Below are 24,076 nucleotides of genomic sequence, written 5' to 3' on the forward strand. Positions count from 1 at the left end.
TCTCACCCCGCCGCCGCGACGCCGGCGCCGGCGAAATTGCGCGTCGCCGCCAGCACGCCCCAGGTGATCAACCCCAGCGCCAGCGAGAGGGCGCAGGCGCTGGAGAAATTCGCGGCCAGGGTGAATTCCGTATAGATCGTCATGGCCAGTACATCGATGCGGGTGGCGAGCGTGAACGCGGTGCCGAACGCGCCCATGGCGGTGGCGAACGCGATGGCGCCGCAGGCCATCAGCGCCGGCGCCAGCCCCGGCAGGATCACGTCGCGCAGCACCTCGAACCGCCCCGCACCAAGTGAGCGCGCGGCTTCCGACAGCGCTGGATCAAGCTTTTCCGCCGCCGCCATCAGCGTCACCAGCACGCGCGGCAGGGAGAAATACACATAGCCCGCGAACAGGCCGGCCATGGAATAGGCGAACACCCATTTGCCGAGCCCGAGGCTCTGGGTGATGCCGCCGAGCAGTCCCTGGCGGCCCGCCAGCAGGATGATCATGAAGCCCACCACCACGCCGGGAAAGGCGAGCGGCAAGGTGAGCATGGAGACGAGGAGAGCCCGGCCGAAAAACCGGTTCTGCGCCAAAAACAGCGCCACCACAGTGCCGATGGCGAGCGTCGCCAGCGTCACCCCGGCGGAGAGGGTGAGGGTGGCGATGAGGGTCGCGAAATGGCGGGGATTGGTGAGGATGACGAGATATTCCGCCACCCCGTTCGGCCCCTCGCCGGCCACCGCGACCACCCGCACCAGAGGCAGCAGGAAGAAGGCGAGCACGAACACGCCGAGCGGCAGCAGCAGGATGTTGGCCAGGCGATCGGCGCTATTCATGGAAGTGCCTGTGTCGGGGATCAGAATTGGCTCCCTCTCCCGCGTGCGGGGGAGGGCTGGGGAGGGGGCTGCGCCTGTCCTCGGGCCTTGCCCCTCACCCGCCCGCTGCGCGGTCGACCTCTCCCCGTGGGGGAGAGGTGATTTGGGAGGGACGGCTTCGAAAAGTCCAGACGTCGCACCCGCTGGCGCCCTCCCTCTCCCCGCCGGGGAGAGGAGTGGGTGAGGGGGCAGCCCGGGCGGCGCGCCTATTTCACCTCGGCGAGATACTTGTCCGAGAAACCCTTCTGCACGCTCTCCATCTTGCCGTAGTCCACCGGCTTGGCGCGGGCATAATCGGCGGCGGGCAGGAAGCGGTCGGCGACCTCCTTCGGCAGCGGCACGTCGCGCACCGGGCGCAGATAGGCGGCGGCCCACATGGCCTGTCCCTTGTCGGACAGCACATAGTCCAGCACCTTCTTGGCGGCGTCCGGATGCGGGTCGTTCTTCACCATGGTCATCACATAGGGAACGACGATCGAGCCCTCGCAGGGAATGACGAAGGCGAAATTGCCCTTCTCGCTGTATTTGGCGCGATAGGCGTTGAAATCATAATCGAACAGGATCGGGATCTCGCCGGAGACCACGCGGGCATAGGAGGTCTGCTTCGGCACGATCGGCTGGTTGGCGGCGAGCTTCTTGAAGAAGTCGAGGCCGGGGCCGAAATTCTCCAGCGAGCCGCCGAGCGCATTGTTCACCGCCACCGCGCCCACATAGCCGACGAAGGCGCTGGACGGGTCGAGATAGCCCACCATGCCCTTGTATTCGCTCTTCAGCAGATCCGACCAGCAGGCCGGCACCGGCGCGCCGCCCAGCGCATCCTTGTTGATGAACAGGCCGAGCGTGCCGGAATGGATGGTGAACCAATGGCCCTCGGGATCCTTCAGGCCGGCGGGGATCTGCGAGAAATTCTTCGGCTCATAGGCCTGGGTGACGCCGGCTTCCTTGGCCTTGATGCCGAAGGTGACGCCGAGATAGGCGACGTCCGCCACCGGGCTCGCCTTTTCGGCGATGATCTGCGCCAGCGACTGGCCGGAATTCTTGTTGTCCGGCGGCACTTCGACGCCGGTGTCGGCCTTGATGGCCTTGAGCATGCTGCCCCAGTCGGCCCATTCGGTGGGGCAATTGTAGCAGATGGCGTCCGCCGCCTTGGCGGGTGCGAGCATGGCGGCAGGCAGGAGCGAGCCCGCGAGCAGCGGCGCGGCGAGCAGGGACTTCAAGGCTGAGAAAGTCATGCCGTGGTCTTTCATAGGTCGCACAAAGGGGTGCCGGCTGAGCAAGCCGGACGGGTCGGGAACGCGGTACGAAAGGCGGGCCGTCAGGCGGCCGGGGCGCGTGATCCGCCCGCGGGCGGACCGGAAGAATGGAGGGCGGCGCCGGGGTCCGGCGGCGCGGCGGCGAGGGTGCCGGTGAGGCGCAGATGGTAGGGGAGGTGCTCGACCGCCCGTCCCGTCGCGCCCTCGAACATGTCGAACAGCCGCTCGATGGCCCGCGCCCCCATGAGACGGGTGGGCTGGTCCACGGTGGAGAGTTCCGGCGTCACGAGGCGGCCGATGGCGATGCCGTCGAACCCGGCCACCGACATGTCGCCGGGGACGCAAAGCCCCATGGCGCGAACAGCCGCGATGATGGAGAGCGCCAGCAGATCGTTGGAGCAGATCATGGCGGTGGGCCGCCCATGCGCCGCGAACAGGCTTTCCAGCGCGGCACGATGGGCCGGGGCGTCGGCGATATAGTCCAGCTCCAGCACCGGTTCCGGCACAAGACCGGCCGCCGCTATGGCGGCCAGATAGCCCTGGTGGCGCAGGCGCGAGCGGTCGGACGAGGAGAAGCGCCCGGCGATGAACAGGATGCGCCGGTGCCCCTGGGCGATCAGCGCGGCGGTGAGCGCGCGGGTGGCGCCGGCATTGTCCACCGTCACGGCGGGGCGGGGAATGCGCTGCGGTTCGTTATAGACCAGCACATAGGGGATGCCCTCGGCATCCAGCATGTCGAGCGTGGGATTGGCATCGGGATCGGCGACGGTGAGCACGAGGCCGGCCACGCTCTGGGCGACGAGGGTATCCACCACGCTGCGCTCGCGTTCGGGATCGTAATCGGTGGCGGTGACCAGCAGCGCATGGCCGCGCACCCGCGCTTCCGCCTCGATGCCGGCGACGGAGCTGGCGAACACCGGGTTGGTCAGGCTCGGGATCACCACGCCGATGGTGCGGGTGCGCAAAGTCTTGAGGGAACGGCCGATCTCGCTCGGGCGGAAGCTCAGCTCGGCGATGGCCGCGCGCACCCGGGCTTCCGCCTCCACGCTCGCCCGCGCCGTACCGTTGATGACACGGCTGACGGTGGCGATGGAGCAGCCGGCGCGCTCGGCGACGGTGCGGATGGTGACTGTGCGCGCCACGGCGGCTCCGGAGTATGTAACCGTTTACACGGCTCTCCTAGGGCCCCGATGTTACAGCCGTATGACGTGACGCCGCGCAATGCGATAAGGAGGTGCGTGTGCAACGGTGTACGCAACGGCAGGATCAATCCAAGCGATGCGTTTACCCAAGATCAAGGTGGACCGGCTCTACAAGCAGATCGCGCAATCGCTGATCGAGCATATCGACAGCGGCGCTTTCAAGCCGGGCCAGACCTTGCCGGCGGAGCGGGAACTGGCGAAGCAATTCGGCGTCAGCCGCACCTCGGTCCGCGAGGCGCTGATCTTTCTGGAAATCGAGGGTCGGGTGGATATCCGCACGGGGCAGGGCGTCTATGTGCGCGACCCGGCGGCGGCCCCGGTGCCGGCGACGCAGGAGGCCGACCCACACGGTGCCGGCGCGGTGGAGCTTCTGGCGGCGCGCGAGGCGGTGGAGAGCCGCACCGCCGAGCTTGCCGCCCTCAACGGCTCCGAGGAGCAAAAAGCGGCGCTTCGGCGGGTGACGAAGGAATTCGACGAATACCCGGTCAATAACGAGGCCTTCCTGGCCCAGGACAAGCGATTCCACCTGCTGATCGCGGAGATGACGGGCAATCAGGTGCTCAAGGAGGTGGTCGAGTTTCTCTGGGACAAGCGCTATGGCGCGATGTTCAAGCAGCTCGAAGCCAACTACGCCGCCGACGAACTGCCGCTCGCGATGAACAAGGACCATCGGCAGATCGCCGAGGCGATCCTCGCCGGCGATCCTGCGGCGGCCGAAACCCGCATGCGCCGCCATCTTCAGAACGTCTATGCCCGCTTGTTCGACAAGGCCGGCGTGGCGGATAAATCTCCGCGCAGCAAGGCGCGATAGCCGCGCTCGTACGGCGAGGAGATGGGCGCCGCTATCGTGACCCCGCGGCCGCACCGGCCTTATGGGATGAAGCCTTGCGGGCGCCTTCCCACAGCCCATTCAGATACACGGCGCCGAGGGCGCGATCATGAAGGCCGTAGCCGGGCCGCCCGGTTTCGCCCCAGATCATCCGTCCATGGTCCGGCCGGAAATAGCCCGTGAAGCCGGTCTCGAAATACGCCAGCACGATCTCCGCCATGTCGAGCGAGCCTTCGGAGGAAAGATGCGCAGTCTCGAAGAAGCTGCCGTCCGGCTGCGCCTTTACGTTGCGCAGATGGGCAAAGTGAATGCGGCCTCGGCCGCCGAACGTGCGCACCATGGCCGGAACGTCGTTTGAAAGGTCCGCGCCGAGCGACCCCGAGCACAGGGTCAGGCCATTGGCCTTGTCGTCCACCGCATCGAGGATGCGGGCGAGGTCCGCGTGGTTCTTGACGATGCGGGGCAGGCCGAAGATCGGGCGCGGCGGATCGTCGGGGTGGATCGCCATCAGCACGCCCGCTTCCTTTGCTGCCGGAATCACGCGCTGAAGAAAATAATTCAGATTTTCCCAGAGCTTGCCCTCGCTCACATGGGCATATTCGTCCAGAAGAAAGCGCAGTTCCTCGGGCGCATAGCTGGCGTCCCAGCCGGGCAGGCGAATGCCCTCGCGCGGGTCGATGCGGCTGATGGCCTGCGCGTCGAAGGCGAGGGTGGTGGAGCCGTCGGGCAGTTTCATGTCGAGCGTGGTGCGGGTCCAGTCGAACATGGGCATGAAATTGTAGCAGACCACCTTCACCCCGGCCTTGCCGAGGCGGGAGAGGGTCTCGCAATAATTGCCGATCAGCCGGTCGCGGCCGGCCTTGCCCAGCTTGATGTCCTCATGCACCGGCACGCTCTCGATGACCTCGAGCTGAAGCCCGTGCGCCTCCGCCTCGTGCTTGAGACTGACGATCCGCTCAAGCGGCCACGCCTCGCCCACCGGCACGCCATAGACGGCGGAAACGATGCCGGACATGCCGGGGATCTGGCGGATGTTGGCGAGGGTGACGGCATCGTCCTCCCCATACCAGCGGAACGTCATCTTCATGGCGGCCTCCCGGCTGCGGTCGCGGTCCATTCCGGGGACTGGTACAGTGGCTGGACCAGTGGCGCAACGAATCCGAAATGCGGTTTCGATCCGGATTTCGTCACGGAAGAGCGGCAGATGAATTTCGGCTCGCGAACTTTCACCGAATATTAGCGATAAGCGCCCGAATTTGATGAGAACATATTGCGAACATCGAACAAAACAGGTACGAAACCGGGGTAGCGAATAATCCTTGCACGCGGCGGAGAGCACAGCGATGACTCAGTCCACACTCAGACTCGTCGAAGGTTCCTCCATGGATAAGACGAAAGCGCTCGACGCCGCGCTCTCACAGATCGAGCGGCATTTCGGCAAGGGCTCGATCATGCGGCTCGGAAAGAGCGGCAAAGCCATTGAAATTGAAAGCATTCCTTCCGGGTCCCTGGGGCTGGACATCGCGCTCGGCATCGGCGGGTTGCCGCGCGGGCGGGTGGTCGAGATCTTCGGCCCCGAATCCTCCGGCAAGACCACGCTGGCGCTGCATACCGTTGCAGAAGCTCAGAAAAAGGGCGGCGTCTGCGCCTTCATCGACGCCGAGCACGCCCTCGATCCTATCTATGCCCGCAAGCTTGGCGTAAACCTGGACGATCTCCTTATTTCTCAACCGGATGCGGGCGAACAGGCGCTCGAGATCTGCGACACGCTGGTCCGCTCTGGGGCCGTGGACGTGTTGGTCGTCGATTCGGTCGCGGCCCTGACCCCACGCGCCGAACTGGACGGCGAGATGGGCGACAGCCAACCCGGCATGCAAGCCCGCCTGATGAGCCAGGCCCTGCGCAAGCTGACCGCGTCCATCTCCAAGTCCAACACCATGGTGATCTTCATCAATCAGATCCGCATGAAGATCGGCGTGATGTATGGCTCTCCGGAGACCACGACCGGCGGCAACGCCTTGAAATTCTATGCCTCCGTCCGCCTCGACATCCGCCGCATCGGGATGATCAAGGAGCGCGACGAGGTGATCGGCAACCAGACCCGCGTCAAGGTCGTGAAGAACAAGCTGGCTCCTCCGTTCAAGCAGGTGGAATTCGACATCATCTATGGCGAAGGCGTCTCCAAAACCGGGGAGCTGCTCGATCTTGGGGTTCGCGCCGGCGTGGTCGAAAAGTCCGGCTCGTGGTTCTCCTACGACAGCCAACGTCTTGGCCAGGGGCGCGAGAATGCCAAGGCGTTCTTGAAGCAGAATGTTGAAGTCGCGGGGCGAATCGAAGCTGCGGTGCGCCAGAATGCGGGCCTGATCGCCGAGCAGATCCTCGCCGGTTCCCCCGAGGAAGATTCTGCCGAGGTCGCCGAGGACTGAGTGTCCGCGTTAAGTTCCGGTTAGAGAAGGCGGGGCTCTGCTCCGCCTTTTTTATGCGCGCGAAGCCATTAGCCCCGCCTCGGCGCTTAAGATATGCGAATGATATATCGTGCCGGCCGGAAGGCATCGAAAACGCTTTTCTGGACAAGCGGAAACGGCATCGTTAAACGATCTTCGCTTATGCATCGCGGCTTTGGCGTTTGTCCGAGCCCATGTGAGAACCGACGCTGCGCCCTTCCGCGCGTTGGGGGAAATCCAGTCAAGGGTATGGTGGCCGGCACATGAGCGGCGTGAATGAGATCCGGTCGACCTTTGTCGATTATTTCGTGAAGCAGGGCCATGAGGCGGTTCCCTCCTCGCCCCTGGTGCCGCGCAACGACCCCACGCTCATGTTTACCAATGCGGGGATGGTGCAGTTCAAGAATGTCTTCACCGGCATGGAAAAACGTCCGTACTCGCGGGCGGTGACCTCCCAGAAGTGCGTTCGCGCGGGCGGCAAGCACAACGATTTGGACAATGTCGGCTACACGGCGCGGCATCACACCTTCTTCGAAATGCTGGGTAATTTCTCGTTCGGCGACTATTTCAAGGACCGCGCCATCGAGCTGGCCTGGAACCTCGTGACCCGTGAGTTCGAGCTGCCGAAAGACCGGCTCCTCGTCACGGTCTATTCCGAGGACGACGAAGCACACGCTTTGTGGAAGAAGATCGCCGGACTGCCGGACGACCGCATCATCCGCATCTCGACCTCCGATAATTTCTGGGCAATGGGCGATACCGGCCCCTGCGGCCCGTGCTCGGAAATTTTCTTCGATCACGGCGCTCACATCCCCGGCGGTCCTCCGGGCTCAGCGGACGCCGACGGCGATCGCTTCATCGAGATCTGGAATCTCGTGTTCATGCAGTATGAGCAGCTGCCGGGCGGAGAGCGCCTGTCGCTGCCGCGTCCCTCGATCGATACCGGCATGGGGCTCGAGCGCATTTCCGCCCTGCTGCAGGGCACGCACGACAATTATGAAACCGACCTCATGCGGGCGATCATCGCGGAGGTCGCGGAACTCACCGGCGTTTCGCCGGACGGGCCGCAGAAGGCGAGCCATCGCGTCATCGCGGACCATTTGCGCGCCTCGGTGTTCCTTACCTCTGACGGCGTGCTGCCTTCGAACGAGGGGCGAGGGTACGTCCTGCGGCGGATCATGCGGCGCGCCATGCGCCATGCTCAGCTTCTCGGTGCGCGGGATCCGCTCATGCACCGCCTGGTGCCGATCCTGGTCCGGGAAATGGGCCGTGCCTATCCTGAGATTGTGCGGGCTGAAGCGCTCGCAACGGAGACACTGCTGCTCGAGGAGCGCCGGTTCCGCCGGACCCTGGAACGCGGTCTGCTGATCCTGGAAGAGGAAAGCGCCGGCCTCACCAGTGGGGCGCGGTTTCCCGGCGACGTGGCCTTCAAGCTTTATGATACCTATGGATTCCCGCTTGATCTGACCGAGGACGCGCTACGCGGTCGCGGAATTCATGTGGATACCGACGCATTCAAATCCGCCATGGAGCGGCAGAAAGCGGATGCGCGCGCCGCGTGGCAGGGGTCCGGCGAGGCAGCCACGGATGCTGTCTGGTTTGCCTTGCGGGAGCGCGAGGGTGCCACCGAGTTCCTCGGCTATGACACGGAACGTGCCGAGGGTGTGGTGCGGGCTCTGGTCCGCGATGGTGCCGAGGTCAGCGAACTCAAGGCAGGTGAGCAAGGGCTGCTCGTGGTCAACCAGACGCCCTTCTATGGTGAGTCCGGCGGGCAGGTGGGCGACAGCGGCCGCCTGGCGGCCGAAGGCGGCGTCTCGGCCGATATTCTCAACACCCAGAAGAAGCTCGGCGACCTGTTCGTCCACGATATCGTCGTGAAGGAAGGCGTGCTGCGGGTCGGGGCACCGGTTTCGCTGTCAGTGGATCATGACCGGCGGTCCGCCATTCGGGCAAACCATTCGGCGACCCATCTGCTGCATGAGGCGCTGCGGCGCGTGCTGGGCGACCATGTGGCTCAGAAGGGGTCGCTCGTGGCGCCTGATCGCCTGCGCTTCGACTTCAGCCATCCCAAGCCCCTTTCGCCGGCCGAACTGGCCCAGGTGGAAGATATCGCCAACACCTACGTGCTGCGGAACGAGCCCGTCGACACGCGGCTCATGGCGGTTGACGAGGCCATTGAATCCGGCGCCCGTGCACTCTTCGGCGAGAAATATGGCGACGAGGTGCGCGTCGTCTCCATGGGCATGGACCCTGGCAATGGCGCACCTTATTCCGTGGAGCTGTGCGGCGGCACCCATGTGTCGCGCACCGGCGATATCGGCATCGTGTCCATCGTTTCGGAAGGCGCGGTGGCGTCCGGCGTGCGGCGGCTTGAGGCGCTGACCGCCACTACGGCCCGCCGCCATCTGAATGCGGCCAATGCGGCTCTCCAGTCGGCATCCGCGAGCCTGAAAACGGTGCCGTCTGAGCTGGATGCGCGGATCCTCGCTTTGGTCGAGGAGCGGCGCAAGCTGGAACGTGACCTCGCTGACGCCCGCAAGCGCCTTGCCATGGGCGAGGCGGGTGGCGAAGAGCCGGTGCGCACCGTCGGCGACGTAAAGCTGATGGCTAAGCAAGTCGCCGGCATTGAACTCAAGGACCTCAAGGGCCTTGTCGATGAAGGCAAGAAGCGACTTGGCTCCGGCGTGGTCGCCATCGTCGGTGTCACCGAGGACGGCAAGGCGGGCCTGGTGGTGGGAGTGACCGCCGACCTCGTCGCCCGATTTGATGCACAGAAGCTGGTGCGCGCCGGCGTCGAAGCGCTGGGTGGCAAAGGCGGCGGCGGCCGGCCCGACATGGCGCAGGGCGGCGGTCCCGACGCGGCCAAGGCGGATGCGGCCCTGGCGGCCATTGAAAGCGCACTGGCGGGGTGAGTCCGCGCCGATGCGCCGGCAGGGTTTGCAGCGAGACGGCAGCGGTTCCGCGTGAGCTTTTCTGATCACGAGCCGCTTGGGGGCACCGGGTGGTGTCTCGCGCCTTCGCTTTCGTCAGGTCTTTGCGGGTCCGCTCGGAGGGAACCTCGGCGCATGCGATGCGGCGATTGGGCATCGTGCCGCTCAAGTTTGCCTTTGTGAGTGCGCCTGACATCGTGCCACGATGGGTCGTCGGGCTTTAGAGTCCCTCCACCCGAGGGTCCGCGACGCCAAGCTTGATGGGAGAACCTGCCCCTGATGCCGGCCGCAGGGCAGAAGCCGCCACCTATGCTGTTTCTTTGGCGCCTGCCGCGGCACGCCTTGCGCAAGCGCGTGTTCGCCATTCTGGAGCGCGATGCCGTCCGCGATCCCACGGCGCAGATCGTGCACGCTATTCTGATCGTGCTCATTCTCGCAAATACCTTCGCCGCGATCGTCGAGACGGTGCCAAGCATCGGCACGCCCTACCTGTCGGGCTTGCACCTGTTCGAGCTGGTCTCGTTCGTGGTGTTCGCGGTTGAATACGGCCTGCGTCTGTGGGCAGCGCCCGAGAACCCGCGTTTTCGGGGGATGCGATCGTCGCGCGCGCGGCTGAGTTATGCCGCGACCCCAGCGGCTATCATAGATTTGCTGGCGGTCATGCCGTTCGGCCTTCTGCTGCTGCTGAACGCTGACCTGCGCATATTCGCCCTGTTTCGGCTCGTGCGCTTCATGAAGCTCGCGCGCTATTCACCCGGCATCGCTTCGCTTCTGGAAGCCATCCGGATCGAGCGGCATGCGCTGGTCGCCTGTCTGGGCATTATCGGTGCGGTGGTGCTGCTGGCCGCGTCTGTGATGTATGTGGTGGAACATGAGGCGCAGCCCGACAAGTTCGGGTCCATCCCGCTAGCCGCCTGGTGGGCGGTGGTGACGGTGACCACCGTCGGTTATGGGGATGTCGTGCCGGTCACGCTCGCGGGCCGGATGGTGGCGGGCGTCACCATGATAACGGGCTTGGTCATGATCGCCCTGCCGGTGGGCATCATCACCTCAGCGTTCGCGGATGTGATCCGCCGCCGCGAGTTCGTGGTGAGCTGGGGCATGGTGGCCCGGGTGCCACTGTTTGCCGAATTGGATGCGGCGGGAATCGGCGAGATTCTGCGCCTCCTCTCCTCGCACACGGCTGAGCCCGGCGAAGTTCTCATGCGGCGGGGCGATGTCGCCCGCTCGATGTTCTTCATCCTCTCGGGCGAGGTGCAGATCGAGCTGGATTCAGGCCCGTTGCGCCTGGGCGAGGGGCATTTCTTCGGGGAGATGGCCTTGCGCACCGGTCGGCTAAGGAGCGCCACGGTGCGGGCACTCTCGCGCACGCAATTGCTGATCCTGGAAGGAAAGGATTTTACCGATTTGCTGGCTCGGCGACCGGAAATCGCAGATCGCATCGCCGACCTCGAGCATCGCGAGGAAGCGCCCCATGCGCTGCGGCCACGCGGCGATATTTCGCCGGAAGAACTCGACGAGGCGGACCGCCAACCCTCATCGGACGCGTGACGGGGACGGGGCGCCGCGCGGCGCCCCGTCCGTTAGCTTCTCAGGCCGCCATGGCCTTGGTGAGGTTGTCGGAAACCTTGTCGAGGAAGCCGGTGGTGGAGAGCCACTTCTGGTCGGCGCCGACCAGCAGGGCCAGATCCTTGGTCATATCGCCGGCTTCGACCGTGTCGACGCACACCTTCTCCAGCGTATTCGCGAACTTGGCCAGTTCGTCATTGCCATCGAGCTTGGCGCGGTGGGCGAGGCCCCGCGTCCAGGCGAAGATGGAGGCGATGGAATTGGTGGAGGTTTCCTTGCCCTTCTGATGCTCGCGATAATGGCGGGTCACGGTGCCGTGAGCGGCTTCCGCTTCCACCGTCATGCCATCGGGAGTCATGAGCACGGAGGTCATGAGGCCGAGCGAGCCGAAGCCCTGGGCCACGATGTCCGACTGCACGTCGCCGTCGTAATTCTTACAGGCCCACACGTAGCCGCCGGACCACTTGAGCGCCGAGGCGACCATGTCGTCGATCAGGCGATGCTCGTAGGTGAGCTTGCGGCTCTCGAACTCTTCCTTGAACTCGGCGTCGTAAATCTCCTGGAAGATGTCCTTGAAGCGGCCGTCATAGGCCTTCAGGATCGTGTTCTTGGTGGAGAGATAGACGGGGTAATTGCGGTTGAGACCGTAATTCAGCGAGGCGCGGGCGAAATCGCGGATCGATTCGTCCAGATTGTACATGGAGAGCGCGACGCCGGCGCCCGGGAACTTGTAGACTTCCTTCTCGATCTTGGTGCCGTCCTCGCCCACGAAGGAGATGGTCAGTGTGCCCTTGCCGGGCACCTTGAAATCGGTAGCGCGGTATTGGTCGCCGAAGGCATGGCGGCCGACGATGATCGGCTGAGTCCAGCCCGGCACGAGGCGGGGCACATTCTTGCAGATGATCGGCTCGCGGAAGATGACGCCGCCGAGGATGTTGCGGATCGTGCCGTTGGGCGACTTCCACATTTCCTTCAGGTTGAATTCCTTCACGCGCGCTTCATCGGGCGTGATGGTGGCGCACTTGACGCCAACGCCATGCTTCTTGATCGCTTCGGCAGCGTCGATCGTCACCTGGTCATTGGTGGCATCGCGATTTTCGACCGAGAGATCGTAATATTCCAGGTCGATATCGAGATAGGGGTGGATCAGCTTGTCCTTGATGTACTGCCAGATGATCCGCGTCATCTCATCGCCGTCGAGTTCGACGACAGGATTTGCCACCTTGATCTTCGCCATGTGGACGACCTTTCGGGGCGCTCTGAGAGCGTAAAGAGGGTCTATGGGAGATGCCGTATCGGCCCGCGCCCCGCTGGCGCCGCCGGCATCCCGCCCAGGCGAGGCCGCTATAGCATTCACGCGCCAGAAGAAGAAGCGCGTGACACCTCGACTTTGGCCGTGCCCACGGGCTAGAGAGCCGTTAAAGGAAAAAATTGATGCCCGGCGCAGGAACTGACAGCACGAAGCCCTGGATCGGTGGCGGCCCGGTGGTCATTTTGGTGGAACCGCAGCTCGGCGATAATATCGGCTCGGCGGCGCGGGCGATGGGCAATTTCGGCCTGTCTCGCTTACGTCTGGTCAATCCGCGCAACGGCTGGCCCGATGACCGGGCCCGCATCTTCGCCGCCGGCGCCGATCGCATCCTGGAAGAGGCGACCCTTTTTCCCGATTTGCGCGGGGCCCTCGCGGATGTGAATTTTGCGATTGCCGCGACCGCGCGCGAGCGCGGCATGGCCAAGCAGGTGCTTGGCGCCGACGAGGCCGCGGCCGAGACGGCTGCCCGGCTCGCGCAGCGCGAGGACGTCGCGCTCGTGTTCGGACGCGAGCGCACCGGCCTCTACACCGAGGAGGTCTCGCTCTGCGATGTCATCCTCACCTTGCCGGTGAACCCCGCCTTCGCCTCGCTGAACCTCGCCACCGCGGTATCGGTGGTGGCGTACGAATGGTTCAAGCGCGCGACGGGCGGCGCATTGCCCTTCTCTTCGGCGGAAAAATCCCCTGTGGCCGAGAAGAAGGACCTTCTGGCCTTCTTCGACCATCTGGAAGGCGAGCTGGAGGCCGCGGCCTTTTTCCGCTCGGCGGACAAGCAGCCGTCGACGACGCGGAACATCCGCAACATCTTTCACCGCATCGCGCTCTCCAAGCAGGACCTCGCGACCCTGCACGGGATGATCACCTCCCTGGTGGAGGGGCGCATCGGCCGGGAGAAGCGCAAGAGCGAGCGCAATGCCAAGGCAGAGGCGAAACGCGCGAGAGGCCTTGCCGGCCTTGGATCTTCGCCCACCGACGAGGAGGCATGAGCGCAAACCGTCCACAGGCAAGTGAGATGGCTTCGCTTTTTTTCGCGCCAGGGGTTTCCTTCCCCGGCCGGCATTGTTACATACACGCCACTGACACGCCGGTTCGCCGGCAAATCGTCAGCTCTGACGCGGGGTGGAGCAGCCCGGTAGCTCGTCAGGCTCATAACCTGAAGGTCACAGGTTCAAATCCTGTCCCCGCAACCATCTCGACTTGCGATCGGCCCGCCCCTCTGGCGGGCCGTTTGCTTTTGAGCGAAATCGCAAGAATTCCAGCCAGATCACCTCGCACGTCGACCCGAAGCTCGCCTCCTGCCGGCGTCAGGATGATCTCCTTCACCAGCGAGCGAATCAGGTCGGCCGCCGTCATCCGCTTTTCCTCCGAATCCTCCTGAAGCGCCGCATACAGCTCATCCACCTGGGCGTGGTAGTGATGCGCCATGTTTGGATGCAGGAGGGGCGGCGGCTCCTGGGCGTCCTGCAGGAACGCTTTTAGCTCCTTCTGGCGAGCCTCCAGCTCCTTCATCTGCTTCATCATCCGGGTGGGGGCGTCGTCGCTGTCGGACGCGAGGATGAGCTTCATCAACTTGTCGAGTTCCCGGTCGATTCGCTTGATCTCGGCCTCGGCCGCATCGATCGACGCTCGGCCTTCCATGCGCAGCCGATTCATCTCGCGGGTGAATTCCTCGCAGAATTCTTTGAACAGCGCTGGGTCCATCAGGTGATGGCGCAGCGCGTTCAGGACGCGCGCCTCGAACTGATCGCGCCGGATGTTCCTGCGATTGTCGCAAGTGCCCTTATTCCGGGCTGTCGAGCAGCCAACCAGGTCAGCCGAGATCATCGAATAGCCACCGCCACAGCAGGCGCACTTGGTCAGGCCCGAGAAAAGGTATTTGGGGCGCCGACGTTCCCGGAAGTGGTTCTCGGTCTCGCCGTTGTCGCTACGGTTCAGTTTGACCGCTTTCTGGCGATCCTTGACCGCCCGCCACAGCTCGTCGTCAAGGATGCGCAACTCGGGCACATCCTGGGTGATCCAGTCCTCCTCCGGGTTTATGCGCGCCTGGCGCTTGCCAGTGTCCGGGTCTTTGATGAAGCGCTGACGGTTCCAGACCAGCTTGCCAACGTACATCTCGTTGTTGAGGATTCCGTTGCCGCGCTTCGGATTGCCGTTGATCGTGCTGAAGCCCCATTCTCCACCGCCCGGCGCGGAGATGCCCTCCTTGTTCAGCTCGAAGGCAATTCGCTTCGCCGACTTTCCGGCCGAATAGTCACGGAAGATGCGGCGGATGACCCCCGCCTGAAACTCGTTGATGGTCCGGTCGCCGCGTATGGGCTCGCCGCCGGCGTCGAACTTCTTCACCACATCATAGCCATAGGCGTTGCCGCCGCCGGACTTGCCCATCTCGACGCGCCCGCGCTGGCCTCGGCGCGTCTTGTCGGCGAGATCCTTGAGGAACAGGGCGTTCATCGTGCCCTTCAGACCGACATGCAGATGCGTGACTTCGCCCTCGGAGAGCGTGACGATCTTCACGTCCGCATAGGCCATGCGCTTGTAGAGGCCGGCAATGTCCTCCTGATCGCGCGAAAGACGATCCATCGCCTCGGCCAGCACGTACTGGAAACGGCCGCGCGCTGCGTCCGAGATCAGGGCTTGGATACCGGGACGAAGAAGGGAGGCGCCGGAAATGGCGTGGTCGGTATATTCCTCGACCACCTGCCAACCCTGCTTCTCGGCATGGAGGCGGCAGATGCGGAGCTGGTCGGCGATGGAGGCGTCGCGCTGATTGTCGGACGAATAGCGGGCGTAGATCGCGACTTTCAAAGCGCACTCTCCTGAGGTGTCAGGAGCGCGTCGTGCTGCGTTCCTTCATCTGCTCTTCGAACACCTCCCGCGCAGCACGACGGGCGAGCAGGCGAGCCAACTCGCTCAGGCGCGGGTCGGGACCGTCGCCGCGGCGCACGAGCGACAGTTCCGGCTCGACGAGCCGAAGCGCGCTCCTTTGCTGCTGGCGTTTGTCCTGGTCCATCGTTGCGCCGTTCGATAGCGATTGCAAGTTGATCGGCTTCACGATTGTTGTGAATCGAAGTATAAGCAACGCAAATCAACGGAGAGTATTCGACGGCATTCGGCATATTGTTGCTGGTGCTGGCGCCATCCGGCGTAGAAAAGCGCATCACAGCAGACGGAAAATACCGGCATCGGATGGCGCGGCGATCCGCTCTCTGGCCAAGCCTGTCTGAAACGCGTTTCGCCATCGCGTCCTCACTTGTCTGCACAACAAATCTGGGCTATATATCCAGATATAGCATGGAGGGTGGCCATGGGCAATGCTGCACAGAAGAGAGCGATCCAGAATTACCGCGCCCGTCTGACGCAGCGCGGCTTCACGCGCTTCGAGATCATGGCGCTCGAATCCGATCGCGAGCTGATACGCGCTCTTGCCCGTCGTCTGGCTGAGGAAGGGCCGGAAGCGGAGCAGGTTCGCGCGGCCGTGAAGACAGTCGTCGCTGGCGAACCACCCAAGCCCGGCGGCATCCTCACCGCTTTACGCCGCTCGCCGCTGGTGGGCGCGGAGCTTGATCTTTCCCGCCCGCGTGAAGAGGGGCGTAAGGTCGATCTGTGACGCGCTATCTCCTCGATACCAACATCATCAGCAATATCGTCAAGCCGCAGCCGTCGGCGTCGTTGCTGGCTTGGATGGCAACACAGCGCGACGAGGACCTGTTTATTGCGTCATTGACCGTCGCTGAAATTCGACGTGGCATTCTGGAAAAGCCCCGCGGCAAGAAACGCGATGCGCTCGACGCCTGGTTTGTCGGGCCGGAGGGGCCGCAGGCCCTGTTCACGGGCCGCATTTTATCCTTCGACGCCAAGGCCGGCCTGATCTGGGCGCGGCTGATGGCGGAGGGCAAGGTGGCGGGTCGTCCCCGTAGCGGACTCGACATGATCATCGCCGCCGTCGCCGGTGCGAATGAATGCGTCGTGGTGACTGACAACGAGAAGGACTTCGCCGGGCTCCAGATCATCAATCCGTTGCGTGGCGGCCTGGAGGGGGAAAAATGAAGATGGCGCCGCCGCCTGTACCCATCGAGTACCAGCTCATCGGTCTGACCGAAGACGGCAATGCTGGAGATCTCCTGCTTGGGCTTGACCAGAAACAGGGGCGAGTTCGCCTCCAAGCTCTGATCTCCGAATGGCTACGCATGGAAAACCTCGTGGTTTTGACGGGTTCCGGTACGTCGGTTTCAGCCGGCGGGAAGACCATGGCGAATCTTGAAACCGCTGTCTTCGAAACGATCGAGGCCCTCCCGGATGTGCCTGCCTCAATCGGCCCCATCATCAAGGCGCGGAGGGACGCCGTCTGGCTGGCTAATTTTATCGATGAACCGACGCTAGGTTTCGAAGCTTGGCTATCCTTCGTCGCCAACGCCTTGGTCATTGGCCAGTCGAAAGACGCACCATTCTCCGGTGTCACCTGGCCGAGCACACCCGCACCAAGCTTTGACGATCTCCAGTGGTTCGTAAACCATCTGCGCATGTCGATTTTCGCAGAATGCGCGCTGTCCTTGCCCGATAAGGCCATGGCGAAGTCGATAAGAGAGACCCCGCCGCAGCTCGCATTTCTCTCCAAGCTCGTCGCCCGAGATAGCAATCTCGGGCGAACTCATCTTTTCACGTTGAACTACGACACCCTGTTCGAGCAGGCGCTGGAGTTGCTCGGCATCCAGTATTTCGATGGGTTCACCGGCCGCGCCGCAGCGCGGTTCGATCCCTCCGTCTACGGCCTTGACGTCTATTATCCGGGGGAAGTCGCCGAAGGCCGAGTCCGGCGCTTCGACAAGTTCCTGCATTTTTACAAGCTGCATGGGTCAATTCACTGGTTCGAGCAAGATGGCGAGATGCGGGCGCGGCACCCCGACCTCGCGCCGTTCCGAGCCTATGTGGACTTGAAGCCGGAGGAGAAGGCAGCCGCACTCGTTGATCTTGCCGAGGGAACCGCATCGATCGGTATTCTGCCGACCGCGAATAAGTTCACGCAGACGCTGACGATGCCGTATGCGCATCTCTTCCGATCATTCCAAGTGCGCCTCGGCATCCCTCAGACGTTCCTGCTCGTCCTCGGCTACGGCTTCGGCGACGATCATGTCAGCCGAATCATCGAGAGTGCCTTGATCAACCCGTCGCTGGTTATGCTGGTGGTGGAGCCCAATCCGGAGAGCCCGGTCGTCGAGCGCATCCGGCGGTACAAGGACCTTGGCAAGCGCGCTTTCGTGTTGTGCCCGACCGACGCAGCCTTTGCGGCTGCCACGTTCAAGCACGCGACCTTTGATGATTTTGCGCGGTCAGCGATGCCCGACGTCCAATGGCTCGACGATTTCTTGCGTCTGCGTCGTTTTGAAAAGCAGATCGCCTCGTCTGCAATGCCCGCCGAACCCGATACGGGGGCTTGACCATGGATAATCCTAGACTTGTCGGCCACATCGTCGCTGTTCAGGGGTTTCGGGTGAAAGTCGAGCTTTTGCCCGAAACCCGCTCGGCGCTTCGCGCGACCCTTGACGGCGTCCAGGTCGCGATCGCCATCAACGCCTACCTGACATTTTCATTGGGGGCGGGCGAAACCGTCATCGGCATCATTACCGACCTCGAGGCGCGCGAGAGCTTCGACCCTGCAAGTGGCGACGACCTCAGCCTTGAGTTGATGAAGTCTCGCCGGATCGCCAGCGTGCAGTTGCTGGGCACGATCGAGAACATTGATGACGACGCCTCCTTCAGCCCGGGCATATCCGTTCTGCCAACCCTCGATACCCCTGCTGAGATCGGATCGCCGGCCGTGCTGCGCGCTGTGTTCGAGCTTCCGCCGCGGCGCAATAGGCCAGAAGGCTATGATGACAAGGACTTCGACTACGACCTGAAAATCGGGTTTCCAACGGGCCAGACGCGCAATGTCGTGCGCGCCTCCTACAACGATCTGTTTTCGCGCCCTCTGGCGATCGTCGGCAACACCGGCTCGGGCAAGTCCTTTTCCGTTTCCAGCCTGATCCAGAAGGCGATGAAGGCGCTCGATGGTGCCGCCGAGGAGCCGCATGTCTTTATCCTCGACATTAATGGCGAGTATGAAAAGGCATTCCCAACAGGCAAGACCGTCACACGATTGCCCGATCGCATCTACCTCAACGGTGAAGAATTCGGCCTTCCACTCTGGTTTCTCAATGCTGAAGAGATCTGCGCTTGGTTGAGCGCTGCCGAACAAACGCAGGAGCCGGTCCTGAAGGATTGGTGGGCGATCGCGAAGGGCGGGAATGCTGATGAGGTTTCGAATCTTAATACATTCCAGAGTGCTTTAAGCTCAATCGAAAAGCTGCTTTCCGATCTCCAAAAGATACAACGGAAGTCGGCTGGTTCATATTGCGATCTGATTGTAGGCTATCTGGCGAATTCCGACATCGATACAGCCTCATTTGAAACTCTGTTCGCATCGCACAAAGCGATCACCGGTTTCAATCAAGAGGTCCTCGCGAATGCTGCTCAGATCGAAGCCGAGGCTCGAAAGCTCCAGGATGAAATCCGCGCAAAGATCATCGGCGGCAGCCATGTCGCCGAGACTGCCGTTCGGACAGCCGATTCACCGTTGCGCATCTCCCGTTCGACGTTGACAGATCCATCCCTGATCAATCGAGCGGTGTCCAAGGAAGATACCATAAGGGTCGATGCACACCTCACGACGTTGAAACTGAGGTTGAAGACGCGCCTCGACGATAAACGCTGGCATTCGTTTCTCAATTATGAGAACGCCGAAACTAGCATCCCGGATCTGGCATCGTGGTTTTCCCGTTTTGGTCTCGGAAATGCGGGCGGGCCTAAGGTGTCGGTGCTCGACTTATCCATGTTGGGAAACGAGATTCTCCCTTATGCTTGCGCCGTCATCGGGCGCGTACTCCTCGAGGCAAGGGAGCGATTGCCGGCGGCATCACGCTATAAGCATCCTTGGGTGCTCGTCCTGGAGGAGGCGCACAACTACGCGCGGCCGGCGCGATCGGACGAAGACCGCGGCCATCGCCTCGCACGTCTCGCCTATGAGCGTATCGCCAAGGAGGGACGGAAGTTTGGCCTCTCACTGATCATCGCCAGCCAGCGACCGAGCGAGATCAGCCAGACAATTATCAGCCAGTGTGCCAACTTCATCAGCCATCGTCTGCAGAACCCGGACGACATCGACCATTTCCGACGCATCATCCCGATGCAGGCGCGGCGTTTGCTCGATCAGGTGACGATTTTGTCGTCGGGCGAGGCGATCGTTTTCGGAAGCGCGTTCCATATCCCGGCGCGGGTTCAGTTCGATCGACCGGAGCCTGGCCCCTATAGCCAGACGGCAGCGCCGTACCACGAATGGTCGAAGGAAAGAGCTCCGTTTCCTCTGCGCCAAATCATTGACGCTTGGGGCGCATAGCTCAGAGGAGCCATCTGCCCCATGTCTCTCAAGCCATTCGACTCCCTTCTCGAGCCCGATCCCCGGTTCGCTGACCTCTATGTTATTGAGCAAGATGTCGCGCGTCGAATGACGCTTCGAGACCATCATGCCGGAATAGTTGATGTCGGCTTGAAGGGTGCGGCACCCGTAGAGGTTCAAAAGGCCTTCGACAGAGCGCGTAGCATCATGCTTTACGCCTTTTTTGACTACGATCTCTTCGTGGTGGGAGAAATCCAAGCATTCGGAGCTTTCGAGCTAGCGCTCAAATTTCGTTTGAGTGGGCATGGTGGAGACGCACGCGGCACGCTGCGCAATCTGGTCGATCGAGCACGCAAAACGGGCGCGTTGCCGCCAATGGTCGAGGGCAGCATGCTGATGGCCGATCCTGTCGAGGCGCTTATCGCATTACGTAATGGTCTGTCCCACGGCAGCGCTGAAATTCATTCCCCCGGCATGGCGCTGAAGATCCTGGCGGCTTGCGCCGACTGGATCTATCTCCTGTTCCCGAGCCGGCCTGAATGAATCCGGCTCTTCTGATGTGACGCTGCTAGGGGAAAGCCTTCCCCTGCGGCCGAGCCAGGTCTCGGCCGACCCCATCGAGCGGGGAGCCCCCGCAACGCCCCTCAAGAGTCAGAGGGTGGACCGGTTTTCCGTGACGGGTTGACTGCCGGGAGAGAGGCTGCCGGCGCCCGTCATGGAGAACGATCCCATGAACGAACAGGTTCTGGACGCCCGCGGTGATCCGAGCGGCGGGTATAAGGTGGATGTCAATCGCGGCGAGCGCGTCGGCCGCGTGTCGTCGGAGTGGTTCTCCCGGCCGGCGGACGAACGCTATCTGTCCCTGTCGGAGCTGTATGGCGCGGTGCGCGGCCGGTCCGACCGGAGCCGGACCCGGACGGTGGAGAGCGCGGCTATCCGCGTCAAAGCGAGCCGAGAGGCGCCGGACCGGCTGACGCTCGCGCTGCCGGGGACGGAGGCTCCTGTTGCGCCGACCCACTGGAGCTTCGGCCAGCTTGCAAGCCTCATCGGCGCGCCGGCGGCCTACCTGCGGCAACTCCCGGCTCCGCTCGCCGGCATCAATCTGCAGCACGGCCTGCTGACGCACCGCGCTGAGCAGGTGAAGACGCTGGAGGTGGAGGACGGCCGCGTCGAGCTACGGGCCGTGACCGGTCCCGACTACGGCCGCATCTACGACCACGAGCTGGTGGATGCCGTGCGCCGCATCGCCGGCAATGGCACCGGCGACACCCGCTGGAAGGTGCCGGGTGTGCTCGACTGGTCGACAGGCATCTACAATCCCCGCGTCGACATCACCAAGGACACCACCACGCTCTACGCCTCGGATCGGGACGTCTTCCTGTTCCTGGTGGATGATCTCAATCCCATCGAGGCTGGCCGGCTGCCGGACGGCTCTCCGGACCTGTTTTTTCGGGGCTTCTATTGCTGGAACTCGGAGGTGGGCGCCAAGACGCTGGGGATCGCCAGCTTCTACCTGCGGGCCGTCTGCCAGAACCGCAACCTGTGGGGCGTCGAGGATTTCGAGGAGATCACCATCCGGCACTCCAAGTATGCCGCATCTCGGTTCGCCCATCAGGCGGCGCCGGCTTTGGAGCGCTTTGCTAACTCCTCCCCCATGCCCTTCGTCAACGGCATCAAGGCGGCACGCGAGCGCATCGTGGCGCGCACCGACGAGGACCGCACCGAGTTCCTGCGCCGCAAGGGCTTCTCCAAGGCGGAGACGCAGAAGGTGATCGAGACCGTGCTGGCCGAAGAAGGTCGCAAGCCGGAGAGCATCTTCGACTTCGTGCAGGGCATCACGGCCGTGGCCCGGGACAAGCCCCACCAGGATGCCCGCCTCGATCTGGAGGCGCGGGCGAAGAAACTCCTCGACCGCGCCGTCTGAGATCCGCGAAGCCGGAGATGCGGAATGTCGTGTCTCCGGCTTCGTGTTGTTCCGGATTTCCGGATCATCGGTTCTGCGGCGCTGCCCTCAGAGGAAGAGGGCGGCGCCGTCCTTCGTGACGGGTTGGAGGCCAGAGAGAGGTTCTCTGGCCGCCCGTCGCGGAGAAATATCCCATGGCCACGGCCGTTCAGAAGATCACCCTTTCGTCCTCCCGCGACATCCCTTTCAACAAGCTGGTGCTGAGTCAGGCCAACGTCCGCCGGGTGAAGGCGGGCGTCTCCATCGAGGAACTCGCCGAGGACATCGCCCGGCGCGGCCTGCTCCAGGGCCTCAATGTCCGAGCCGTGGTCGATCCCGACGGCGTCGAGACCGGCATGTATGAGATCCCGGCCGGCGGGCGGCGCTATCGGGCGCTGGAGCTGCTGGTGAAGCGCAAGCGCCTCGCCAGGACGGCCCCGGTGCCATGCATTGTCCGTGAGGGCGGCATCGCCGAGGAGGATTCCCTCGCCGAGAATGTCCAGCGCGCGCCGCTCCATCCCCTCGACCAGTTCCGTGCCTTTCTCGCTCTGCGGGAGAAGGGCCAGTCCGAGGAGGAGATCGCCGCCGCCTTCTTCGTCTCGGTCGCGGTGGTGAAGCAGCGGCTGAAGCTCGCCTCGCTCTCTCCGACGCTCCTCGACACCTATGCCGAGGATGGCCTCACCCTCGACCAGCTCATGGCCTTCACCGTATCGGGCGACCATGAACGGCAGGAGCAGGTGCTGGAGCGTCTCGCCCAAGCTTACGACAAGCAGCCCTATGTCATCCGGCGCATGCTGACGGAGGGCGCGGTGCGGGCATCCGACAAGCGGGCCCGCTTCATCGGCATCGAGGCCTACGAGATGGCCGGCGGCACGGTGCTGCGCGACCTGTTCCAGGGCGATGACGGTGGCTGGCTGCAGGATGTGCCCCTCGTCGACCGGATGGTGGCCGAGAAGCTCGTCGCCGAGGCCGACGTGATCCGGAGCGAGGGTTGGAAGTGGATCGAGGTCGCGCCGGACTTCGCCTATGGCCACACCTATGGCCTACGCCAATTGCGGGGCGAGCCCATGCATTTGACCGAAGCGGAGGAGGCTGCGCGGGAGGCAGCCCAGGGGGAATACGATCGTCTGTCCGAAGAACATGCCGATGTCGACGAGCTTCCCGAAGAGGTCGACGCGCGGCTCGGGGCACTCGAGGCGATGCTGGAGGCCTTCGAAGCGCGTCCTCTCGCGTTCGATCCGGCGGAGGTCGCCCGGGCCGGCGCCTTCGTCAGCATCGCACAGGATGGAAAGCTCCGGGTGGAACGGGGTTTCGTCCGCCCGGAGGACGAGGTGCCGGTCGAGGAGGACCATGACCCTTCCATCGAGACCGACGGTGCCAACCTCGTGGCCTCATCCCCTCGGCAGGAGGCGGCAGCAGGCGATGCTCCTGGCGAGCCCGAGGAGGAGGACGGCCTCACCCCCATCTCCGACCGGCTGCTCACGGAGCTGACCACCCACCGCACCCTCGGCCTGCGCCATTCGCTGGGCGAGCAGCCTGACGTCGCCTTCCTTGCCGCGGTCCATGCCCTGACGCTGAAAGCTTTCTACGCCTATGGCTCGGACAGCTGCCTTGAGCTCGATCTCAAGAGCGTCTCGTTCAATGCCCAGGCGCCGGGCCTCAATGACAGCGTCTCCGCCGAGTCCATTCGTGTCCGGCATGAGAGCTGGGCCAAGGCTCTGCCGAAGGAGCCGGGCACGCTCTGGGACACCTTGAGCGGGTGGGACCACGACAGCCGGGCCGCACTGTTCGCCCATGTGGTGAGCCTCTCGGTCAATGCGGTGCATGAGGCCTGGAACCGCCGTCCCCGCGCCTTCGCCCATGCCGATAGGCTGGCGCAGGCGGTGTCGCTCGACATGGCAGCCGTCGGATGGAAGCCCACGGTGGACACCTTCCTCGGCAGGGTCACCAAGGCCCGCATCCTGCAGGCGGTGACCGAGGCCAAGGGGGAGCGCCCGGCCGAGCGGATCGCCCACCTCAAGAAGGGCGACATGGCCCGGGAGGCCGAGACCCTCCTCGCCGACAGCGGCTGGCTCCCGGAGGCGCTGCGGACCCAGCCCTTGGACACCGTCGGCGAGGAAACGGCGGAGACCGACGGCGAAACGGCCATGGCCGACAGCGAAGACCTCGCCGACACTGAGGAGCCCGAAGCGATCTCCTCCTCGATCGCTGCCGAATAATCCTCCCCGGGCAACCTGGCCCGCCGTCTGTGGCTCCGCGATCCCCCCTATCGCGTGGCCCGGACGGCGGGCCATTTTCTTGGA

19 protein-coding genes, 1 tRNA gene and 1 pseudogene are annotated in these 24,076 nt (G+C 63.7%); 13 read left to right on the plus strand and 8 right to left on the minus strand.

The genetic code is table 11. The annotated features are described in order from the left end of the window. Positions 1–2 precede the first annotated feature (2 nt). From V5F68_RS07295 to V5F68_RS07305, 3 genes are all read right to left on the minus strand, one after another. The gene (locus V5F68_RS07295) at positions 3–821 is read right to left on the minus strand and encodes an ABC transporter permease (RefSeq protein WP_394013982.1); all 819 of its coding nucleotides are present in this window, start codon (positions 819–821) and stop codon (positions 3–5) included. Positions 822–1,066: 245 nt separating this feature from the next. Then, positions 1,067–2,092: an ABC transporter substrate-binding protein gene (locus V5F68_RS07300; protein ID WP_394016218.1), complete on the minus strand. Its 1,026-nt coding sequence runs from the start codon at positions 2,090–2,092 to the stop codon at positions 1,067–1,069. Positions 2,093–2,175: 83 nt separating this feature from the next. Continuing rightward, positions 2,176–3,255, minus strand: coding sequence for a LacI family DNA-binding transcriptional regulator (locus tag V5F68_RS07305; RefSeq protein ID WP_394016219.1), 1,080 nt, complete (start codon positions 3,253–3,255; stop codon positions 2,176–2,178). A gap of 136 nt (positions 3,256–3,391) precedes the next feature. Between V5F68_RS07305 and V5F68_RS07310 the strand changes: the two genes are divergently transcribed. Then, positions 3,392–4,126: a FadR/GntR family transcriptional regulator gene (locus tag V5F68_RS07310; RefSeq protein ID WP_394016220.1), complete on the plus strand. Its 735-nt coding sequence runs from the start codon at positions 3,392–3,394 to the stop codon at positions 4,124–4,126. A 31-nt stretch (positions 4,127–4,157) separates the two neighbouring features. Here the strand turns inward: V5F68_RS07310 and uxuA are convergent, their stop codons facing one another. Beyond that, a complete protein-coding gene (gene uxuA / locus V5F68_RS07315) occupies positions 4,158–5,231 on the minus strand; it encodes a mannonate dehydratase (protein WP_394016221.1) in 1,074 nt (357 codons plus the stop codon). Positions 5,232–5,487: 256 nt separating this feature from the next. Here uxuA and recA point away from each other — a divergent pair, with 256 nt between their 5' ends. The 3 genes from recA to V5F68_RS07330 all read left to right on the plus strand — a co-directional run bounded on the left by recA (position 5,488) and on the right by V5F68_RS07330 (position 11,069). Further along, positions 5,488–6,570: a recombinase RecA gene (gene recA, locus V5F68_RS07320; protein WP_394016226.1), complete on the plus strand. Its 1,083-nt coding sequence runs from the start codon at positions 5,488–5,490 to the stop codon at positions 6,568–6,570. A gap of 281 nt (positions 6,571–6,851) precedes the next feature. Next, positions 6,852–9,500, plus strand: coding sequence for an alanine--tRNA ligase (alaS, locus tag V5F68_RS07325; RefSeq protein WP_394016222.1), 2,649 nt, complete (start codon positions 6,852–6,854; stop codon positions 9,498–9,500). Positions 9,501–9,827: 327 nt separating this feature from the next. Then, positions 9,828–11,069: a cyclic nucleotide-gated ion channel gene (locus V5F68_RS07330; protein ID WP_394016223.1), complete on the plus strand. Its 1,242-nt coding sequence runs from the start codon at positions 9,828–9,830 to the stop codon at positions 11,067–11,069. Between the two features lie 40 nt (positions 11,070–11,109). Here V5F68_RS07330 and V5F68_RS07335 read toward each other — a convergent pair whose 3' ends face one another. Beyond that, positions 11,110–12,324, minus strand: a complete 1,215-nt coding sequence (locus V5F68_RS07335; protein WP_348846431.1) for an NADP-dependent isocitrate dehydrogenase — start codon at positions 12,322–12,324, stop codon at positions 11,110–11,112. A gap of 197 nt (positions 12,325–12,521) precedes the next feature. Here V5F68_RS07335 and V5F68_RS07340 point away from each other — a divergent pair, with 197 nt between their 5' ends. Then, positions 12,522–13,385 carry an RNA methyltransferase gene (locus V5F68_RS07340; protein WP_394016224.1) on the plus strand — a complete coding sequence of 288 codons (864 nt, stop codon included), beginning with the start codon at positions 12,522–12,524 and terminating at the stop codon, positions 13,383–13,385. A gap of 127 nt (positions 13,386–13,512) precedes the next feature. Continuing rightward, a tRNA-Met gene (locus V5F68_RS07345) sits at positions 13,513–13,589 on the plus strand. On the opposite strand, the gene V5F68_RS07350 is transcribed toward V5F68_RS07345, so the two are convergent. From V5F68_RS07350 to V5F68_RS07360, 3 genes and pseudogenes are all read right to left on the minus strand, one after another. Then, positions 13,546–14,223 (minus strand): hypothetical protein, encoded by a 678-nt coding sequence (locus tag V5F68_RS07350; RefSeq protein ID WP_509274706.1) that lies wholly within the window; start codon positions 14,221–14,223, stop codon positions 13,546–13,548. The two genes, V5F68_RS07345 and V5F68_RS07350, sit on opposite strands and share 44 nt — an antisense overlap. 186 nt (positions 14,224–14,409) lie before the next feature. Continuing rightward, positions 14,410–15,204: pseudogene (locus V5F68_RS07355) on the minus strand (recombinase family protein); the annotation flags it as partial. Positions 15,205–15,223: 19 nt separating this feature from the next. Continuing rightward, positions 15,224–15,451: a hypothetical protein gene (locus V5F68_RS07360; protein WP_229644185.1), complete on the minus strand. Its 228-nt coding sequence runs from the start codon at positions 15,449–15,451 to the stop codon at positions 15,224–15,226. A gap of 252 nt (positions 15,452–15,703) precedes the next feature. On the opposite strand from V5F68_RS07360, the gene V5F68_RS07365 reads away from it, so the two are divergent. From V5F68_RS07365 to V5F68_RS07395, 7 genes are all read left to right on the plus strand, one after another. Beyond that, positions 15,704–16,006: a hypothetical protein gene (locus tag V5F68_RS07365; protein WP_012116544.1), complete on the plus strand. Its 303-nt coding sequence runs from the start codon at positions 15,704–15,706 to the stop codon at positions 16,004–16,006. After that, entirely contained in the window at positions 16,003–16,446 is a 444-nt protein-coding gene (locus V5F68_RS07370; RefSeq protein WP_012116545.1) for a type II toxin-antitoxin system VapC family toxin, read from the plus strand. The genes V5F68_RS07365 and V5F68_RS07370 overlap by 4 nt, the downstream gene beginning before the upstream one ends. Then, positions 16,443–17,834 carry an SIR2 family protein gene (locus V5F68_RS07375; protein ID WP_188079547.1) on the plus strand — a complete coding sequence of 464 codons (1,392 nt, stop codon included), beginning with the start codon at positions 16,443–16,445 and terminating at the stop codon, positions 17,832–17,834. The genes V5F68_RS07370 and V5F68_RS07375 overlap by 4 nt, the downstream gene beginning before the upstream one ends. A gap of 2 nt (positions 17,835–17,836) precedes the next feature. After that, entirely contained in the window at positions 17,837–19,831 is a 1,995-nt protein-coding gene (locus V5F68_RS07380) for an ATP-binding protein (RefSeq protein ID WP_012116547.1), read from the plus strand. Positions 19,832–19,852: 21 nt separating this feature from the next. Further along, complete coding sequence (locus V5F68_RS07385) at positions 19,853–20,374, plus strand: hypothetical protein (protein ID WP_012116548.1); 522 nt, start codon at positions 19,853–19,855, stop codon at positions 20,372–20,374. A gap of 187 nt (positions 20,375–20,561) precedes the next feature. Next, positions 20,562–21,755, plus strand: coding sequence for a hypothetical protein (locus V5F68_RS07390; protein WP_012116549.1), 1,194 nt, complete (start codon positions 20,562–20,564; stop codon positions 21,753–21,755). A 173-nt stretch (positions 21,756–21,928) separates the two neighbouring features. After that, entirely contained in the window at positions 21,929–23,992 is a 2,064-nt protein-coding gene (locus V5F68_RS07395; RefSeq protein WP_012116550.1) for a ParB/RepB/Spo0J family partition protein, read from the plus strand. Positions 23,993–24,076: the final 84 nt, after the last annotated feature.

It is taken from the genome of Roseixanthobacter pseudopolyaromaticivorans (assembly GCF_043195145.2).
In the GTDB taxonomy this organism is placed as follows: domain Bacteria; phylum Pseudomonadota; class Alphaproteobacteria; order Rhizobiales; family Xanthobacteraceae; genus NCEH01.

What these genes read in the sequence shown, in the direction of transcription:
- V5F68_RS07295 (WP_394013982.1), bottom strand. Translation starts at nt 821, where the DNA reads ATGAATAGCGCCGATCGCCTGGCCAACATCCTGCTGCTGCCGCTCGGC.
- V5F68_RS07300 (WP_394016218.1), bottom strand. Translation starts at nt 2,092, where the DNA reads ATGACTTTCTCAGCCTTGAAGTCCCTGCTCGCCGCGCCGCTGCTCGCG.
- V5F68_RS07310 (WP_394016220.1), top strand. Translation starts at nt 3,392, where the DNA reads ATGCGTTTACCCAAGATCAAGGTGGACCGGCTCTACAAGCAGATCGCG.
- uxuA (WP_394016221.1), bottom strand. Translation starts at nt 5,231, where the DNA reads ATGAAGATGACGTTCCGCTGGTATGGGGAGGACGATGCCGTCACCCTC.
- recA (WP_394016226.1), top strand. Translation starts at nt 5,488, where the DNA reads ATGACTCAGTCCACACTCAGACTCGTCGAAGGTTCCTCCATGGATAAG.
- alaS (WP_394016222.1), top strand. Translation starts at nt 6,852, where the DNA reads ATGAGCGGCGTGAATGAGATCCGGTCGACCTTTGTCGATTATTTCGTG.
- V5F68_RS07330 (WP_394016223.1), top strand. Translation starts at nt 9,828, where the DNA reads ATGCTGTTTCTTTGGCGCCTGCCGCGGCACGCCTTGCGCAAGCGCGTG.
- V5F68_RS07335 (WP_348846431.1), bottom strand. Translation starts at nt 12,324, where the DNA reads ATGGCGAAGATCAAGGTGGCAAATCCTGTCGTCGAACTCGACGGCGAT.
- V5F68_RS07340 (WP_394016224.1), top strand. Translation starts at nt 12,522, where the DNA reads ATGCCCGGCGCAGGAACTGACAGCACGAAGCCCTGGATCGGTGGCGGC.
- V5F68_RS07350 (WP_509274706.1), bottom strand. Translation starts at nt 14,223, where the DNA reads ATGATCTCGGCTGACCTGGTTGGCTGCTCGACAGCCCGGAATAAGGGC.
- V5F68_RS07365 (WP_012116544.1), top strand. Translation starts at nt 15,704, where the DNA reads ATGGGCAATGCTGCACAGAAGAGAGCGATCCAGAATTACCGCGCCCGT.
- V5F68_RS07375 (WP_188079547.1), top strand. Translation starts at nt 16,443, where the DNA reads ATGAAGATGGCGCCGCCGCCTGTACCCATCGAGTACCAGCTCATCGGT.
- V5F68_RS07380 (WP_012116547.1), top strand. Translation starts at nt 17,837, where the DNA reads ATGGATAATCCTAGACTTGTCGGCCACATCGTCGCTGTTCAGGGGTTT.
- V5F68_RS07385 (WP_012116548.1), top strand. Translation starts at nt 19,853, where the DNA reads ATGTCTCTCAAGCCATTCGACTCCCTTCTCGAGCCCGATCCCCGGTTC.
- V5F68_RS07390 (WP_012116549.1), top strand. Translation starts at nt 20,562, where the DNA reads ATGAACGAACAGGTTCTGGACGCCCGCGGTGATCCGAGCGGCGGGTAT.
- V5F68_RS07395 (WP_012116550.1), top strand. Translation starts at nt 21,929, where the DNA reads ATGGCCACGGCCGTTCAGAAGATCACCCTTTCGTCCTCCCGCGACATC.